General features: G+C 65.1%; 12 protein-coding genes. 3 read left to right on the top strand and 9 right to left on the bottom strand.

Going from position 1 to position 16,861, the window contains the following annotated elements; genetic code table 11:
* Positions 1-9: 9 nt before the first annotated feature.
* The 3 genes from QAZ47_RS05005 to QAZ47_RS05015 are packed head-to-tail and all read left to right on the top strand — an operon-like array spanning position 10 to position 2,821.
* Complete coding sequence (locus QAZ47_RS05005) at positions 10-1,575, top strand: heme biosynthesis protein HemY (protein ID WP_278232717.1); 1,566 nt, start codon at positions 10-12, stop codon at positions 1,573-1,575.
* Positions 1,576-1,610: 35 nt separating this feature from the next.
* A complete protein-coding gene (locus QAZ47_RS05010) occupies positions 1,611-2,087 on the top strand; it encodes a TerB family tellurite resistance protein (protein ID WP_278205892.1) in 477 nt (158 codons plus the stop codon).
* A gap of 17 nt (positions 2,088-2,104) precedes the next feature.
* Entirely contained in the window at positions 2,105-2,821 is a 717-nt protein-coding gene (locus tag QAZ47_RS05015; RefSeq protein WP_278205893.1) for a glutamine amidotransferase, read from the top strand.
* Between the two features lie 316 nt (positions 2,822-3,137).
* On the opposite strand, the gene QAZ47_RS05020 is transcribed toward QAZ47_RS05015, so the two are convergent.
* The 9 genes from QAZ47_RS05020 to QAZ47_RS05060 all read right to left on the bottom strand — a co-directional run bounded on the left by QAZ47_RS05020 (position 3,138) and on the right by QAZ47_RS05060 (position 16,810).
* Entirely contained in the window at positions 3,138-6,341 is a 3,204-nt protein-coding gene (locus tag QAZ47_RS05020) for a multidrug efflux RND transporter permease subunit (RefSeq protein ID WP_278232718.1), read from the bottom strand.
* The gene (locus QAZ47_RS05025; protein ID WP_278232719.1) at positions 6,338-7,552 is read right to left on the bottom strand and encodes an efflux RND transporter periplasmic adaptor subunit; all 1,215 of its coding nucleotides are present in this window, start codon (positions 7,550-7,552) and stop codon (positions 6,338-6,340) included. Before QAZ47_RS05025 ends, QAZ47_RS05020 begins: the two co-directional genes overlap by 4 nt.
* A gap of 279 nt (positions 7,553-7,831) precedes the next feature.
* Entirely contained in the window at positions 7,832-9,070 is a 1,239-nt protein-coding gene (locus QAZ47_RS05030) for an MFS transporter (protein WP_278232720.1), read from the bottom strand.
* A gap of 156 nt (positions 9,071-9,226) precedes the next feature.
* Entirely contained in the window at positions 9,227-10,327 is a 1,101-nt protein-coding gene (locus tag QAZ47_RS05035) for an aminotransferase class I/II-fold pyridoxal phosphate-dependent enzyme (RefSeq protein ID WP_278232721.1), read from the bottom strand.
* Positions 10,328-10,522: 195 nt separating this feature from the next.
* On the bottom strand, positions 10,523-10,984 hold the full coding sequence (locus QAZ47_RS05040; protein ID WP_278205899.1) for a MucR family transcriptional regulator: 462 nt from the start codon (positions 10,982-10,984) through the stop codon (positions 10,523-10,525).
* A gap of 194 nt (positions 10,985-11,178) precedes the next feature.
* On the bottom strand, positions 11,179-11,883 hold the full coding sequence (locus QAZ47_RS05045) for an ROK family protein (RefSeq protein ID WP_278232722.1): 705 nt from the start codon (positions 11,881-11,883) through the stop codon (positions 11,179-11,181).
* A gap of 14 nt (positions 11,884-11,897) precedes the next feature.
* On the bottom strand, positions 11,898-13,274 hold the full coding sequence (gene zwf, locus QAZ47_RS05050; RefSeq protein WP_278232723.1) for a glucose-6-phosphate dehydrogenase: 1,377 nt from the start codon (positions 13,272-13,274) through the stop codon (positions 11,898-11,900).
* A gap of 13 nt (positions 13,275-13,287) precedes the next feature.
* On the bottom strand, positions 13,288-14,301 hold the full coding sequence (gnd, locus tag QAZ47_RS05055) for a phosphogluconate dehydrogenase (NAD(+)-dependent, decarboxylating) (protein ID WP_278232724.1): 1,014 nt from the start codon (positions 14,299-14,301) through the stop codon (positions 13,288-13,290).
* Positions 14,302-14,401: 100 nt separating this feature from the next.
* Positions 14,402-16,810 (bottom strand): glucan 1,4-alpha-glucosidase, encoded by a 2,409-nt coding sequence (locus QAZ47_RS05060; protein WP_278232725.1) that lies wholly within the window; start codon positions 16,808-16,810, stop codon positions 14,402-14,404.
* Positions 16,811-16,861 lie beyond the last annotated feature (51 nt).

Here is a 16,861-nt window from a genome sequence, read left to right on the forward strand (position 1 = left end):
GACCATCCGATGATCCGCATCCTCATCTTCCTCGCCGTCGTCTTCGCGCTCGGGCTGGGCTTCGCCTGGCTGGCCGACCGCCCCGGCGAGATGCTCGTCACCTTCAACGGCTACCAGTACCAGGTCACGCTGATGGTGGCGGCGGTGGCGATCGTCGCCGTGGTCGCAGCGGTGATGATCCTGTGGTGGCTGGTCAAGTCGCTGTGGAACAGCCCCTACACGATCTCGCGCTACTTCCGGGTGCGCCGCCGCGACCGCGGCTACCAGGCGCTGTCGACGGGCATGATCGCGGCCGGCGCCGGCGACGGCGCGCTGGCGCGCAAGAAGACCAAGGAAGCGGCCAAGCTGATCAGCTCCGACCAGGAGCCGCTGATCAACCTGCTCGACGCTCAGGCTTCGCTGCTGGAAGGCGACCATGAGGGCGCGCGGGAGAAGTTCGAGCGCATGCTCGACGATCCGGAGATGCGGCTGCTCGGTCTGCGCGGGCTCTATCTCGAAGCCGAGCGGCTGGGCGACCGCAATGCCGCCCGCCACTATGCCGGCCGAGCGGCGGCGGTGGCGCCGCAGCTTGCCTGGGCGGCGGAATCGACGCTGGAGGAACTGACCGAGCGCGGCGACTGGGACGGCGCGCTGAAGCTGGTCGAGGCGCAGAAATCGACGAGGCAGATCGAGCGCGATGCCGCCAACCGCCGCCGCGCCGTGCTGCTCACGGCCAAGGCGCAGTCGCTGGTCGACAGCGACCCGAACGCTGCCAGGACCGCGGCGCTCGAGGCCAACAAGCTGGCGCCCGATTTCGCGCCGGCGGCGGTCATCGCCGCCAATATGGTCTTCCGGCAAAACGACGTCCGCAAGGGTTCCAAAATCCTCGAGACCGCCTGGAGGGCCGAGCCGCATCCGGACATCGCCGAGCTCTACACCCATGCGAGGCCGGGCGATGCCGTGCTCGACCGCCTCAACCGGGCGAAGAAGCTGCAGGAGATGAAGAAGAACCACGCCGAATCGTCGATGGCCGTGGCGCGCGCCGCGCTCGACGCGCAGGATTTTGCCACCGCGCGGCGCGAGGCGGAGGCCGCGATCCGCATGGATCGCCGCGAGGGCGCCTATCTGTTTCTGGCCGACATCGAGGAGGCTGAAACCGGCGACCAGGGCAAGGTGCGGCAGCTGCTGTCGAAAGCCGTGCGCGCACCGCGCGATCCGGCCTGGGTCGCCGACGGCGTCGTCTCCGAACGCTGGGCGCCGGTGTCGCCGATCACCGGCAAGCTCGATGCCTTCGCCTGGCGCGCGCCGATGGAGCGGCTTGGCCAGCTGATCGACAGCGACGCGGACGTCGCGGCAGTGCCGGCAATTCCTGCGGCACCGTCCGCCGTACCGAGCGAGAAAGCGATTGAAATCGTCCCCGATCGCCCGACCGACAAGCCGGCGGTCTCGAGCGGTGGCGAGAAGGACGCTGCCGAGGCCGCGACCGATGCAGAAACCATCGGGCAGGCCAAGGAGTTGCAACGGTTGCCGGACGATCCGGGCGTCGCGCCGGAAGACGAGGCGGAAAAATCGCCGCGCCGGTTTCGTTTGTTTTGAGGCTTGTCTTGGCGGACAGGGAAAAAAAAGTGTCGATGTTCGAACGCGTATTGTCCTTCCTGAGGGATTTGCCGGCCGGCGAGGTCAAGCCGAGCGCCGACGATCCGCGCGTCGCGGCCTCGGCCCTGCTCTACCATGTGATGAACGCCGACGGCGTGCGCCAGGATGTCGAGTGGGAGCGCTTCAAGGAGATTCTCTCCGAGACCTATTCGATCAGCGGCGACGAGCTCGATGCGCTGGCGGCGGCCGGCGAGCGCGCCGACAACGAGGCGATCGACCTCTACGCCTTCACCAGCGTGCTCAAGCGCCATCTCGACGCCGAGGCGCGCAAGGCCTTCATCGGCCTGATGTGGGAGATCGTCTACGCCGATGGCGAGCTGCACGAGCTCGAGGACAACACCGTCTGGCGCGTCGCCGAACTGATCGGCGTCGAGCGGCATGACCGCATCGAGGCGCGCCGCAAGGCGGCGGCCGAGGCGCCCGGCGCGCGCGGAACGTCGAGCGACGAATAGAGGAAGCTTCTCCTTCCATGCCACCCAGACCGAGGCCGAGACCCAAGATTCTGATCGTGCTGCATCAGGAGACTTCGAGCCCCGGCCGCGTCGGCCATATGCTTCTGGAAGAAGGTTTCGATCTCGACATCCGCCGGCCGCCGCTCGGCGACGAATTGCCCTCAACGCTGGACGGCCATGCCGGCGCGGTGATCTTCGGCGGTCCGATGAGCGCCAACGACGAGGACGAATTCGTCCGCCGCGAGACCGACTGGCTGGAGATACCGCTCAAGGAAAACCGGCCGTTTCTCGGCATCTGCCTGGGCGCGCAGATGCTTGCCAATCATCTCGGCGGCAGGGTCGACGGCCATGACGAAGGACTGGTCGAGATCGGCTGGTATCCGCTCAAGGCAACCGAAGCCGGCAAGAAGCTGCTGCACTGGCCGGAGATGGTCTATCAGTTCCACCGCGAGGGCTTTTCGCTGCCGAAGGAGGCGACGCTGCTCGCGACCGCCGAAACCTATCCCAACCAGGCTTTCCGTTATGGCGAGAATGCCTGGGGCATCCAGTTCCATGGCGAGCTGACCAGGGTGATGATGCAGCGCTGGGTGGTGCGCGGCGCGCATCGCTTCGAATTGCCCGGCGCGCAGCCTGGCCGCGATCATCTCGGCGGCCGGCTGATCTGGGACATGCATTTGAAGCGCTGGCTTGGCGAATTTTTGGGCCTGATTTTTGGCAGGCCGGTGGTGGGGTAGGGCAAAAGCCAATTGCCCTGAGTGGCTGAGCTTGACCGGAGACGACTTGCGCCTGCCGAGGTGTGGACGACGGCTCTGCGCCTCATGTCGGTCGTTCAGGTGAACTTTGCCGCCCCCTCAGAGCGGACGTCGTGACACGCGCCAGCATTATAGGCTTGGGACGCGAAGGACCGCTTACAGTAGCTGAACGGCAGCTTGTCGAAGGCTCCGACCGATACCGGACCGTCGGTTGCCGGGCTCATCTCGTCCGTAGAGATCAGCTGCCGCGTCCTGAAAGCAGACATCGCAAGCGAGGACTCCGGAGGTCGCGGTTGCGCTACTCGGCAGCCGTCTCCGCTGGCGCCTCTGCCGGCCCCGAAGGCCCGGCCTCGGCATGCGGCTTGCGCCGTGAAAACAGCGACCTGAGCGTGACGTAGAACACCGGCGTCAGGAACAGGCCGACGAAGGTGACGCCGAGCATGCCGGAGAACACCGCGGTGCCGAGCGACTGGCGCATTTCTGCGCCCGGGCCTGTTGCGATCATCAGCGGCACGACGCCGAGGATGAACGAGAAGGCGGTCATCAGGATCGGCCGCAGCCTGAGGCGGCAGGCTTCGACGGCAGCCTCGGCGGCCGACAGGCCGCGTTCCTGCGCTTGCCGTGCGAATTCGACGATCAGGATCGCGTTCTTGGCGGCAAGCCCGATCAGTACGATGAGGCCGATCTGCACGAGGATGTTGTTGTCCAGCCCTCGGAAAGTCACGCCCAGCAACGCCGCGAGCACGCCGAGCGGCACCACCAGCACAATGGCGAACGGCAGCACCCAGCTTTCATATTGCGCCGCCAGCGCCAGGAACACGAACAGCACCGACAGTCCGAAGATATAGACAGCGGCATTGCCGGTGTTGCGCTCCTGATAGGCGAGCTCGGTCCATTCATAGGAGGTACCGGCCGGCAGCGTCTTTGCCGTGATCCCCTCCATCAATGCCAGCGCGTCGCCCGTGGAAACGCCGGGCGCGGCGTTGCCCTGCAACGGCACCGAGACGTACATGTTGTAGCGCTGGACCAGCGCCGGACCGGTGACATCGCGGATCTCGATCAACGTGCCGAGCGGAACCAGCGCGCCGGTCGCCGAGCGCACCTTCAGTTTCAAGATGTCGGCGCGATCGAGGCGGAACGCCTGATCGGCCTGCGCCCGCACCTGGTAGACGCGCCCGAAAGCGTTGAAGTCGTTGACATAGGCGGTGCCCAAATTGATCGACAGCGTCTCGAAGATGTTGGGGATCGGCACGTTCAGGATGCGCGCCTTGTCGCGATCGATCGCCAGGAAGAATTGCGGGCTCGAGGCGGAGAACGTGGTGAACACGCCCGTCAGCCCCGGCGTCTTGTTGGCTTTGCCGGCGATTTCGTAGGCAAGCGCCAAGATCTGCCGCATGTCGGCGCTGTTGCGCTCCTGGATTTGCAGCTTGAAACCGCCGGCATTGCCGACGCCGCGGACTGGCGGCGGTGGCAGTGCGATAATGAAGGCTTCCTTGATGCTTTGCAGGCTGCCGAACAGATTGCCGATGACCTTCGTCGCCGACTGGCCGGCCTTCAGCCGCTCGTCAAACGGCTTGAACCTGGCAAAGATCACGCCCGCGTTGCTGGCATTGGTGAAGGTCGCGCCGGAGAAGCCGGCGAAGGCGACTGCGTAGTCGACGCCAGGCGTTTTCTGGATGATCTGCGACGCCTGCTGGATGACCGCATCGGTTCTCGACAGCGAGGCGCCGTCCGGCAACTGGAGGACGACGATCGCATATCCCTGGTCGAGCGACGGAATGAAACCGCGCGGCACCGTCTGCACCATGTAGACGGTGGCGTAGATGAGGGCCGCGAAAACGGCCAGCATGGCGCCGATCGCTATCCGCGAACCGACCAGCACGCGGATGATGCTCGAATACCAATGCGCGACCCTGTCGAAGCCGCGATTGAAGCCGTCGGCGAGCGCCCGTCCGAACCGCGCCAGGAAAAAGCGCGGCGGCGCCGCCGCAGCGTGGTGCGGCTTGAACAGCAGTGCGGCCAGCGCCGGCGAAAGCGTCAGCGAATTGAATGCCGAGATCGCCGTTGACACAGCGATGGTGATCGCAAACTGCAGGTAGAACTGCCCAGAAATGCCGGGGATGAAGGCTGTCGGTACGAACACGGCTATCAGCACCAGCGAGATCGCGATGACCGCCGTTCCGACTTCGTCCATGGTTAGGTGCGACGCCGGATTGGGCGCCAGCCCACTAGCGATATTGCGCTCGACGTTCTCGACCACGACGATCGCATCGTCGACGACGATGCCGATCGCCAAAACGAGGCCGAACAGCGTCAGCATGTTGAGTGAGAAGCCGGCGGCGTAAAGCACCGCCAGCGCGCCGATCAGCGACACGGGGATCGCCACGATCGGCACGATTGCCATGCGCCACGATTGCAGGAAGACGATGATGACGATGATGACCAGCAGCATCGCCTCGAGGATCGTCTTGTAGACCTCGTGAATCGACTCGGCGACGAACTCGGTCGGATTGTAGACGATGTCGTAGCTCAACCCCTTCGGGAAGTCGCGGGAAAGCTCCTTCATCTTGTCCTGGATCTCCGCGGCTGCGGCGAGCGCATTGGTGCCCGGCCGCTGGAAGATGGCGAGCGCCACCGCCGGCTTGCCGTTGAGATAGGAGTTGGTGACGTAATCCTTGGCGCCGAGCTCGATGCGCGCCACGTCCTGCAGCGAGATCAGGCGGCCGTCGTCGGTCGATTTGACGATCACGTATCTGAAGTCGCGTGCGTCGTTGAAGCGGCCTTGCGTGGTGACCGTATACTGGAACGCAGTGCCGGTGCCGGTCGGCGGCGCGCCGATCGACCCGCCCGACACTTGGACGTTCTGGTCGCGCAGCGCCTGCACCACATCGCCCGAGGTCATCCCCAGGGCGGACAGTTTTTCCGGATCGAGCCAGATGCGCAGCGAATATTCGCGTTCGCCGAAGATGATGAGGTCGCCGACGCCGTCCAGTCTGAGCAGTATGTCGCGCACCCGCGAGCGGGCGTAGTTCGAGACGTAGAGCTGGTCGTAGGTATTGTCGGGCGACAGCATGTGCACGACCATCATCAGGTCGGGCGAGCTCTTGGTGGTGGTGATGCCGAGGCGGCGGACTTCTTCGGGCAGGCGCGGCTCGGCGACCGACACGCGGTTCTGCACCAGCACCTGCGCCTGGTCGAGATCGGTGCCCAGCTTGAAAGTGATGGTCAGCGCCATCGCCCCGTCGCCCGACGAATAGGACGACATGTAGAGCATGCCCTCGACGCCATTTATCTCCTGCTCGATCGGCGTTGCCACCGTCGCCGCGACCGTCTCGGCGTCGGCGCCCGGATACTGCGCGCGAACAACGATGGTCGGCGGCGCGATCTCGGGATATTGCGCGACCGGCAGCTGGGTATAAGCAATCCCGCCGAGGATCAGCAGGACGATCGAAACGACCGATGCGAAGATTGGGCGGTCGACGAAGAAATGTGCGAACCTCATTGCTGCAACCCGGCGGTCTCGGTCTTGGGCGGCAACGTCACCATCTCCACCTTCACCTTGGTGCCAGGCCTGGCGTGCATCAGCCCGTTGACGATGATTGTCTCGGCGCCGGTCAGGCCCGAGCGGATCACCCGATAGCCATCGAGAAGCGGTCCGGTGCGCACGGGCTTCGCCGACACCATTCCGGCCTCGTCCACCAGCAACACGATGCGCCGATCCTGATCGGCGCCGATCGCCTCGTCAGGCACCAGCACGCCGCTATGCGGCAGCGACCCCGGCACGTTGATGCGCCCGAACATGCCTGGCTGGAGAATGCCGTCGGGGTTGGCAAACCTCGCACGCACCCGCATGGTGCCGGTCGCGTTGTCGATCCGGTTCTCGGCAAAATCGAGCTTGCCCTTGAATACCGCCTGCTCGCGGTCGGCGACATGAACCTCCACATCGAGCCCGCCGCCGCCTTCCTGCATGCTGCCGCCACGCGCCTTCGCGTCGCGGGCGTAGCTGAAATACAGGCGCTCATCGACGTCGAAATAGAAGTCGATCGGATCGCGCGTGACGATGGTCGTCAGCAAGGTGGAATCCGGCTGCACGAGGTTGCCGACCGACACCAGCCGGCGGTCAATGCGTCCCGACAAGGGCGCCTTGATCTCGGTGAATTCCATGTTCAGGCTGGCCGTCGTCAGCGCAGCCGTCGCGCCCTGCATCTGCGCCTGCGCCGAAAGGTATTCCCGCCGGCGGTCGTCGACCGTGGCGGGCGAGATGTTGCCGGTCCTGGCAAGTTCGTTGGCGCGATCCAGCTGCATCTTGGAGAATTCGAGCAGGCTCTTGGCGACGTCCACTTGCGATTTGGCGGCATCATAAGCCGCCTGGTACGGACGCTGGTCGATGGTGAAGAGCAGGTCGCCCTTGTTGACCAGTGCGCCGTCCTGGAAGCTGACCTTGTCCAGATAGCCGCTGACGCGCGAACGGATGGCGACCTGGTCGACGGCTTCGAAGCGCCCGACGAACTCGTCGTCTTCGACGATTTCACGCACCACCGGCTTGGCCGCTGTCACCACGGGTAGCTGCTGGTCCTGCGCAAACGCAATGCTGCTGAAAGCCGTGCCGAGCAGGAATGCCGCCGACACGGCGGCGCGGGCAAGCCAACCGGGCGATCGACGGGGTCGCCCGGCCGCGTCGCGATGCAATTGCCCATTCCCTGGGGTGTCCATTTGCGTCCCCACTCGCTGGACCCGGAGGTCGGTTGATCCGCTTCTACGCTAAGGCTTGTCGTCGAGATCAGAGCACTGCAGTGTTGTGCATGGCAACATGATCATTTTCCATGTGGGCTGAAATGTCCACCCTGTGGCTGCCCCGCCACCCGTCCTTGTTGCCGCCAAGATGGGGCGCCAACGGAATGGCACCTTTCTGGCCAGTTCGTCCCAGAACCGGACCGCCCGCTTCCGGCCTCATATCAGCGTCGAATCCTGCGGCTTGGATCGGGCGCCCAATCAATTCCGGCTGTTGAGATGCCTCACCTGCCGCAGCGCCGGGAACAGATAGGCCCACAGCCCAGCAACCGCGACGGCGCCGATGCCGCCGACCACCACGGCGGGAACCGTGCCGATCAAGGCCGCCATGGTGCCGGCGCGGAACTCGCCGACCTCGTTGGAGGCGCCGACGAAGACCTGGTTGACGGCGTTGACGCGGCCGCGCACCTCGTCCGGCGTCCAGAGCTGGATCAGCGTCTCGCGGATATAGACGCTGAACATGTCGGTGGCGCCGAGCAGGGCGAGCGCCGCGATCGACAGCCAGGTGATGGTCGAAACGCCGAACAGCACCGTGAAGGCACCGAACAGGGCGACGAAGCCCAGCATGACCTTGCCGGCATGGTCGCGGATCGGGTGGCCGGCGAGCCAGACCGCCACGGCGATGGCGCCGATGCCGGGCGCCGAGCGTAAGAGGCCGAGGCCCCAAGGGCCAAGCTCCAGTATGTCGCGCGCATAGACCGGCAGCAGCGCCGAGGCGCCGGACAGAAGCACGGCGAAAAGGTCGAGCGAGATGGCGCCGAGCACGATCTTCTCGCTCCAGATATAGCCGAATCCGGCAAACAGCGTCTGCATCGTCGGCTTGTCGGTGGCGGTCTGCTGGGCGGGCTTGGGAATGGTGAAGACGAGAAGCGCGGCGACGAGCATCAGGATCGCCGCGGTGGCGTAGGCCACCTCCGCCGAAAGGCCGTAGAGCAGGCCGCCGGCGACCGGGCCGACGATGGTCGCCGTCTGCCAGGCGGACGAGTTCCAGGCGATCGCATTGGCGAAATGCTCAGGCGGCACGAGATTGGCGACCAGCGAGGACGATGCCGGCCCGTAGAAGGCGCGGGCGATGCCGAACAGGGCGAGCACGATGAAGATCGGCAGCGGGCTGCCAAGGCCGTGCAGCGTCAACAACAGGAGCATGAGCGCGCAGCCGGCTTCGACGAGCGACGACAATGTCATGATCAGGCGGCGGCCGAAGCGGTCCGCGACGACGCCGGTGACGAGCACCAGCAGCAACGAAGGCAGGAACTGGACGATGCCGACGATGCCGAGATCGAAGGGATTGCGCGTCAGGTCATAGATCTGCCAGCCGACGGCGACAGAGACGATCTGGGTGGCGAAAGTGGTGAGGAAGCGCGCCGTCCAGTAGCTGAGGTACGGTCGGTGCCGGAAAGCAGCGTAGCGCTGTTCGGGTGAAGTTGCTTCGATGGTCATGATTCAAGGGCCCCGTTGCGGCATTGGCCGGCGGGGCACTTCCACGGCGGGCGCTGGTCCGGCCGGAGACCCTTAACCCAGTTCGTCCCGTTGCGCGCGCAAAAAATCCGCGCCGGATGAAGGAATCCGGAATTTTCATTCGCCATGGAACGAGGATTAACCTCTCAATGCGGCTGAAATGGCCTTGAGCCCGCCGCGCAGCTCCGCTTCCTTCGGCCAGCCGAAGCCGACGCGGAAGAAGCGCTTCGGCATTTCGAACCAGTGGCCGGGGCCGACATAGGTACCGTGATCCTCGAGGAGCCTGGCGTAGAAGCGGTCGAGGTCGAAGCCGGCGTCGACGTTCAGCCGCGGGAAGCCGACGACACCGCCTTTCGGCCGCACCCAGTCGACCAGCGGCTCGCCGTCGATCCAGGCCTGGACGATGTCGCGCCGTTTCGCCATGTCGGGCAGCAGCGACTTGAGGAAGGCGTCGCGGCGTTCCAGCATGGCGCGTGCGATCGCCTCGTCGATGACGCTGCCGCAGATGCCGATCTGCTCCTTGGCGGCGAGGAAAGTCTCCTGCAGCGCCTTGTCCCTGGTGACCAGCCAGCCGATGCGGATGCCTGGGATGCCGAAGGCCTTGGACAGGGAGGAGACGCCGATGGCGGCGGGACTGAGCGATGCCGCCGAGGGCAGCCGCTCGCCATAGGAAAGGTCGCGATAGGTCTCGTCGACCAGCAGCCGGCAGCGCCGGCTTTCGGCAAGCGCGATCAGCGCGTCGAGATCGGCGCGGCTCATCATCGTGCCGGTCGGGTTGTGCGGGCAGGTGACGCTGATCAGCCTGGTGTTCGGCCGCACGGCTGCCGCGACACGTTCGACGTCGATCGCGAAACCGCTGTCGAAATCGAGATCGACATAGCCGATGGCGCAGCCGATCGCCTTGGGCGTCTCTATGTTGGTGGCGTAGTTCGGCCGCACGACGACGAGATGGTCGTCGGCCGAAAGCAGCGAGGTGGCGATGATGAACAGCGCGCCGGCGGCGCCCGCGGTCACCAGCACGTCGTCAGGGGACAGCCCTTCGTCCTGGCCGGCTATCAGCGCGCGCAGTTCCTTGTCGCCGCGATGCTCGCCGTAGAACAGGGTGAGATCGGGCAGCGACAGCCCGATGTCGGAGAACTTCCGGTCGGCGATCGAGCTTTCGGAAAGATTGTAGCGGATCCGGTCGTAGCCGTATTCCTCCGGCGCTTCCTTCTCGATCACCATCCTTGCGTAGTTCATGGCCTGCTCCCCCAAATGTTCGGCCTATCCAAGCCATAAAAGTGAGAAGCCTGCCAAGGCGGATTCGCCGGCAGGCTTCTCAACCATTCGTTTCAGGCAATCCCTGGGCGGAAGGCTACGGCGAAAGCGCCGAGCCCAACCGTTACGCACTTTTCCTGGAATTGCGCCGACGCAGCGGCGGAGGCAGGTTCTGCCTCAGGCGGTGGCTTTCGCCCTTCTTCCCCTGGCAGGCCTGGCGGGCGCCGCTTCCGCCTTGCGGCCGAGACCGATCGACTTGGCGAGCTCCGAGCGCGAGGCCGCATAGTTGGGGGCGACCATCGGGTAGTCTGCCGGCAACCCCCATTTGGTGCGGTAGGCTTCCGGCGTCAGCCCGAAATGAACGCCGATGTGGCGTTTCAGCGATTTGAACTTCTTCCCGTCCTCGAGGCAGATGATGTAGTCGGGTGTCACCGAGCGGCGGGGATTGACCGCGGGGGTGGGCGGCGGCGCGGCCGGTGCCTGCGGCTGAGCAAGTCCGCCGATCGAGGCGGCGACGCTGGCAATGAGCTCGCTCAGACCTGCTACGGGCAGGCTGTTCTTCGCGACATAGGCCGATACAATATGAGCGGTCAGCTCGAGCAGGTCGGCCGCCTTCGGTGTGTTGGTGTCCTCGTCCACGTCATTCCTCCGTCTATGCCGCATGGTTCCGAAAATCAGGATATATATCGAGGCGTTGCCGCATCCCTTTTCCGCGTCCAGGCGACGCGATATGCGGCAGGCCGGCGAATTCCTAGTCGGCAAATCTGACCAGCGCAACGATCAGTCGCGCGGTTACACGTTATTTTGAACAACTATACTGGAATGAAATAATATCAGACGATCAGCGCCTTGTCGCGCCATAGTCGAAATCCGCCTTCGAAGGCGCGGGTGTTGTCGCCACGCCTGGATTTTTCCGGCAATTCATCGAGTTTTTCGACGTTGCCGCCGCCGATAACCACATAGTCGGGCTGCAAGGCGGCACGAAGCCTGTTTACGACGTCGAAAACGTATTTGCGCCATTTTTTCTTGCCGTGCTTCACCAGTCCGCGTTCGCCGACATAGTCCTCGAAGCTGCAACCTTTCTTGTAGGGAAGATGGGCAAGCTCCATCGGCTGGCCGACATGGTCGAGGATCATTGCCGCGCCCAGACCCGTGCCCAGGCCAAGGAACAGCATGCGGCCGCCCTCGTAACTGCCGATCGCCTGCAGCAGCGCGTCATTGACGACCTTGACCGGCTTGCCGAAAGCGGCGGCGAAATCGTAGCCGTTCCAGCCCTTGCCGAGATTGAAGGGATCGAGCGAAGGCTTGTTGTCCTTGACCGGGCCGGGATAGCCCATCGAAATGACGTCGTAGTCCAGCCCCTCGGCCAATTTCTTCACCGACGCGACGACCTGCTCGGGCGTCAGGCCGGGCCCTGACTCGGTGCGGCGCACCTCGCCGCCGGCGCTGGTGAGGATCTTCACGCGAGAGCCGCCGACGTCGATGGTGAGCACGATCTGCTCGCTTGCTGCCGCGGCCGGTTTTGTTGCTTTCGCCATCCGTTGCCTCCGAATTATTTCGTCGGGTTGATCCAGCCATTGGGTGGGCCGAAGCCGTTCATGGCGTCAGCCGGTCCCCAGCTCTTCGGCTCGTAGATTTGCGGCGGCGTGGTGTCGCCAAGCACGGGGCCGACGATGCGCCAGGCGAGTTCGGCCGCGTCCTGGCGCGTGAAGAGCTGGCCGTTGCCGTTCATCGCGTCGCCGATCAGCCGCTCGTAGGGTGGCATGTCGCCCTTGGTGTCGTCGAGCGCGGTGAGCTCGACCTGCTCGCCGACCATGTCGTCGCCGGCGATCTTGCGCTGCGCGCCGATCGAGATCGCCACCTGCGGGTCAATGCGGAAACGGACATAGTTGGCATCGCCCGGCTTGATCGGGTCGAAGACGTCGAGCGGCGGCCGCTTCATCCGCACGATCACTTCGGTGGCGTGCACCGGCATGTTCTTTCCGGCGCGAATGAAGAAGGGAACGTCCCGCCAGCGCCAGGTGTCGACGAAGAAACGTACCGCGGCGAAGGTCTCGACCGGGGAGTTCGGCCGCACGCCGGGCTCGGCCAGATAGCCGTCGAACTGACCGCGCACGACATCGTCCTTGGTCAACGTGCGGATGGCGCGGAGCACCTGCACCTTCTCGTCGATCAGGTCGTCGGCCGAGCGGCCGACTGGCGGCTCCATGGCTAAAAGCAAAAGGATGTTGAGCAGATGGTTCTCGATGACGTCGCGGATGCAGCCGACATCGTCATAGAACTTGCCGCGGCCTTCGATGCCGAAATCCTCGGCCATAGTGATCTGCACGCTCTCGACGAAATTGCGGTTCCAGATCGGCTCGAGGAAGGAATTGGCGAAGCGGAAATAGAGCAGGTTCTGGATCGCTTCCTTGCCGAGGTAATGGTCGATGCGGAAGATCGACTGCTCGTCGAACACCAGATGCAGCACGCGGTTCAGCCAGCGCGCCGACTGCAGATCGTGGCCGAACGGCTTTTCCACCATCAGCCGCGCGCCGCGCGCGGTGCCGGACTGCTCCAGCCCCTGGACGACGGTCTCGAACATGGTCGGAGGGACGGCCATGTAGTGCAGCGGATGCTGCGCAGCGCCGAGCGCGGTCTTCAATCTCTCGAAGGTGGCCGGGTCTCGATAGTCGCCGCTGACATAGCGCAGCAGCGAGGCGAGCTTGCCGAACACCTTGTCGTCGACGGCGCCCAGCGTATTGACGATGCCGTCGCGGGCACGGTCCACCAGCTTGCCAACGTCCCAGGGGTCGAAGGCGACGCCGATCACCGGCTCGGCCAACGTCCCCTTGGCGACCATATGGTACAGCGCCGGAAATATCTTCTTGTGCGCAAGGTCGCCGGTCGCCCCGAAAAGCACCAGCGTGTCGGACCTCTCCTGGCTCATGCCGCCTCTCCCCTCACGCGCCGGTCTTCGGCTTCTCGACATGGCCGCCGAAGGCATAGCGCATGGCGGACAAAAGCTTGTCGGCAAAAGCGGATTCACCCTGCGAGGAGAAGCGGTCGAACAGCGCCGAGGAGAGCACCGGCGCCGGAACGCCGGTGTCGATCGCCGCCTTGAGCGTCCAGCGGCCCTCGCCGGAATCGGAGACGCGACCGCCGTATTGGGCGAGCGTCGGATCGTTCTTCAGCGCGCCGGCGGTGAGATCGAGCAGCCAGGAGCCGATGACGCTGCCATGCCGCCAGACCTCGGCCACGGCGGGCAGATCGATGTCGAATTGGTAATATTGCGGATTTTCGAGCGGGCTGGTTTCCGCGTCCGCCGTCCGGTCGCGTTTGCCGGCGTTGGCCGATTTCAGGATGTTGATGCCTTCGGCATAGGCGGCCATGACGCCGTATTCGATGCCGTTGTGCACCATCTTGACGAAATGGCCGGCGCCGCTCGGCCCGCAATGCAGATAGCCGTAAGGCGCCGTTCCGGCGTCCTTCGGCGGGTTGGAGCCCGGGTCGGCGCCCGGCGCCAGCGTGGCGAAGACCGTATCGAGGTGCTGCACCGCTTCATCAGGCCCGCCGATCATCAGGCAGTAGCCGCGTTCCAGCCCCCAGACGCCGCCGCTGGTGCCGACATCGACGAAGCTGATGCCTTTGGTGGCAAGCTTCGCGGCCTGGTCGACGGCGTCATGATAATAGGAATTGCCGCCATCGATGATGATGTCGCCAGGCTCCATGAGCGCCGCCACCTGGTCGACGATCCTGCCGGTGATCGCGGCCGGCAGCATCAGCCAGGCGCAGCGCGGCTTGGCAAGCTTGGCGACGAACTCCTCCAGCGAGGCGGCGCCGATGGCGCCGTCCTTGACCATGCCGGCGACGCTTGCCGAGTTGATGTCGTAGACGACGCATTCGTGGCCGTCGCGCATCAGGCGCCGCACCATGTTGGCGCCCATCCTGCCCAGTCCCATCATTCCGATCTGCATGGTGTCATCCTAATAGCTTGAGGAAAGAATCTTACTGGCTCTGTTCGTTTTGATCATGGTCTCGGTCCGAAAACCGGTTCCCACTTTTCGGGACCATGATCTAGTCCGAAAGATCGATGCCGACGGTGAAGTCGACATTCTCCCAGCGGCTGGCTTCGGGCCAGAAAAAAGTGAAGACGATCGTCGATCCCGCCTGTAAACCGGCGACGGCCAGGTCGACCAGATGGACGCCGAAGGCGTTTTCGGCCGTCTTGTCGTCATGCACCGTCAGCCATTTGTCGCTGCTCCAGTGGACCACGCCGCGGGCGGCGAGCTCAACGCGCAGCACCTTGCCGGCGGGGATGGAGCGGATCTTGTTGTTGAAGCGCCAGATCCTGAAGGGCGACACTGTCTTGCCCTTGATGTAGCGCTCGACGCCTTGCGGCGGCAGGTCGAAGACCGCGCCGTCACGCAGCGAGCGCAACAGCTTGATGTGCTCGGCATGCGCCCAGACCAGCGGCATGGCGCTGCCGGAAGGCGCGCCGAGCCGCAATTCGCGCTCCGCTATGTCGGGTTTGTCCCAGACCTGCTCCGGCAGAAGGCCGCCCACACCCGCCGAGCGCTCGAAGGTATCGAGCAGTTCGGCCGCCTTGTCGGCCCGCCCCGCGGCCAGCTCGTAATGGGCGCGTTCGCCCGTGAGCAGCGGCCATGGCCGGCCTTGGCCGGTGCCGTCGAAAGGCCAGCCGTCCTCGTGCTCGCCATAGCCGTCGCCGGTGTAGCGGTACCAGAGCGGACCTTGCGGCAAAGCGCAGCGCAGCGTGGCGTCGATTGCCCTGACGGTGCTCAAGATGCGCGGATCGTCGGCGGCTCTCAGGCCGAAGCGAACCAGCGCCAGCGCGTCGGGGCTTATGACGGCTTCGGCCGGCCTGTCGCCGTCGCCGGGCGGCCGGTTCTTGATCGGCACGAAGCCGTCCTTGGGCGAAGCGGCGCCGGCAGCGTCGGGCGGCGCGATGCGGACATAGTAGCCATCGATGCGTTCCCTGGCGCAGAGCTCGGTGCCGGTGACATAGGTCCAGCGCTCGATCTCCCCGTTCCAGCAGTCGGCGGTCTCGCGGAGATAGTTTGCCGGCTCATTTTTATCGCAAGCGTCGAGCATGTCGGCCGCCGCGAGCAGCGCCGCGATCTCGACGGCCAACGTGAACGGGCTGTAGCCGGCGTCCTCTTCCCAGCGGTCCTCGCCGGTGACCGGGCCGTTGCGCACGACATAGGAGGCAGCGCTTTCGATCATGGCCAGGAACTCGCGGAGCTTCGCGCGCGGCAGATGGCCAGCACGGCGAAGGGCATCGGCGAGCAGCAGCGGAAATGCGCATTCATCCATCTGGATGCCTGGCCAATAGGGCGTTCCGCTCGACCAGCAATTTTGCGGCCAATGACCGTCCGGCTGCTGGATCGAGCGGAGATAGGTCAGGATCTCGAGCGCCTGCCTGGCGTCACCGGCGGCGAGGAAGCCGCCCGCCGTCTCGACAAGGTCGCGCGGCCAGACCAGATGATAGCCGCCGAGATCGTCGTCGCCCTTGTTGAACCCCCAGGGGATCGAAAGGCTGGCGACGGCCGCTCCGGGCCTGGCGATCGACAGATGCGAGGCGAGCACCGCGGCGCCGACACGGTAGCTGTTGAGGCCGGAGGCGGCCTGCCGGTCGAGCTTTTCCAAGCCGGCCTGGAATTTCCGCCAGTTGGCGGCATAGGTTTCCGCGGCAGCCTCGAAGCCGTCCTCCAAACTTGCCAGCGCGATCTCCGCCGCCTCTTCCGGCCAGGCGCCGAAGCCAAGCGCCAGCAAGGCCGTGCCGGTGCCTGCCGAGAAGCCGATCTCGCCGGTCAGCGCCACATTGCCGTCCTCCGCCCGCTGGCAGGCCGGGTCGAGCGCGCCGCCGCTGCGGAGCTGCTGCCAGCCGTCGGAGACGCCGACATAACCGGCCGAGCAGGCGCCCCAGGGCAGCGAGGCGGCAAGCGCGACCGAAACGCCGCGACCTGACGCAAACAGAATGCGCTCTCCCTTATGCTCGCCGACCCAGGCCGTGTTGCCCATGCCGGCATTGACGAGGTGCGGCGCGAGCAGCGCGTAGACGCGGTAGTCCGAAGCCGAGCCTTTGAGCGCCGCGAAGGTGATTTCCTGCAGCAGGACGGGGCGTTTCGGATCCGTAACGATGCGCTTTTCCAGCCGGTAGGAACCATCGACCGCCGTGTTGGCCAGGCGGTAGGCCGGCACGCCGCTCTCGAAGGGCTCGACCACGTGCAGCGTATCGCGCTTCTCTTCCGAGAAGGAGCCGCCAGGACCGGTGACCATCAGCCCCATGTCGCGCGTGCAGGTGCTGTCGAGGCGCGGGTAATAGATCTCGTTCAATATGTGGCTGATGGTGAACCAGAGCGGGCTTCTCGCCGAAAGCGCTGTGCCGACGCCGCTCTTGGCGCTTGACGTCCAGCGCGCGGGTATCCCTGGGGCGCCCTGAGCAACGGTCGGCGTCACTGCCATCAACTGGCCTCCTGCCATCGTTCCTAGACCAGGAGCCGGCGGCTTTTCAAT

It is taken from the genome of Mesorhizobium sp. WSM4904, assembly GCF_029674545.1.
Lineage (GTDB): Bacteria > Pseudomonadota > Alphaproteobacteria > Rhizobiales > Rhizobiaceae > Mesorhizobium.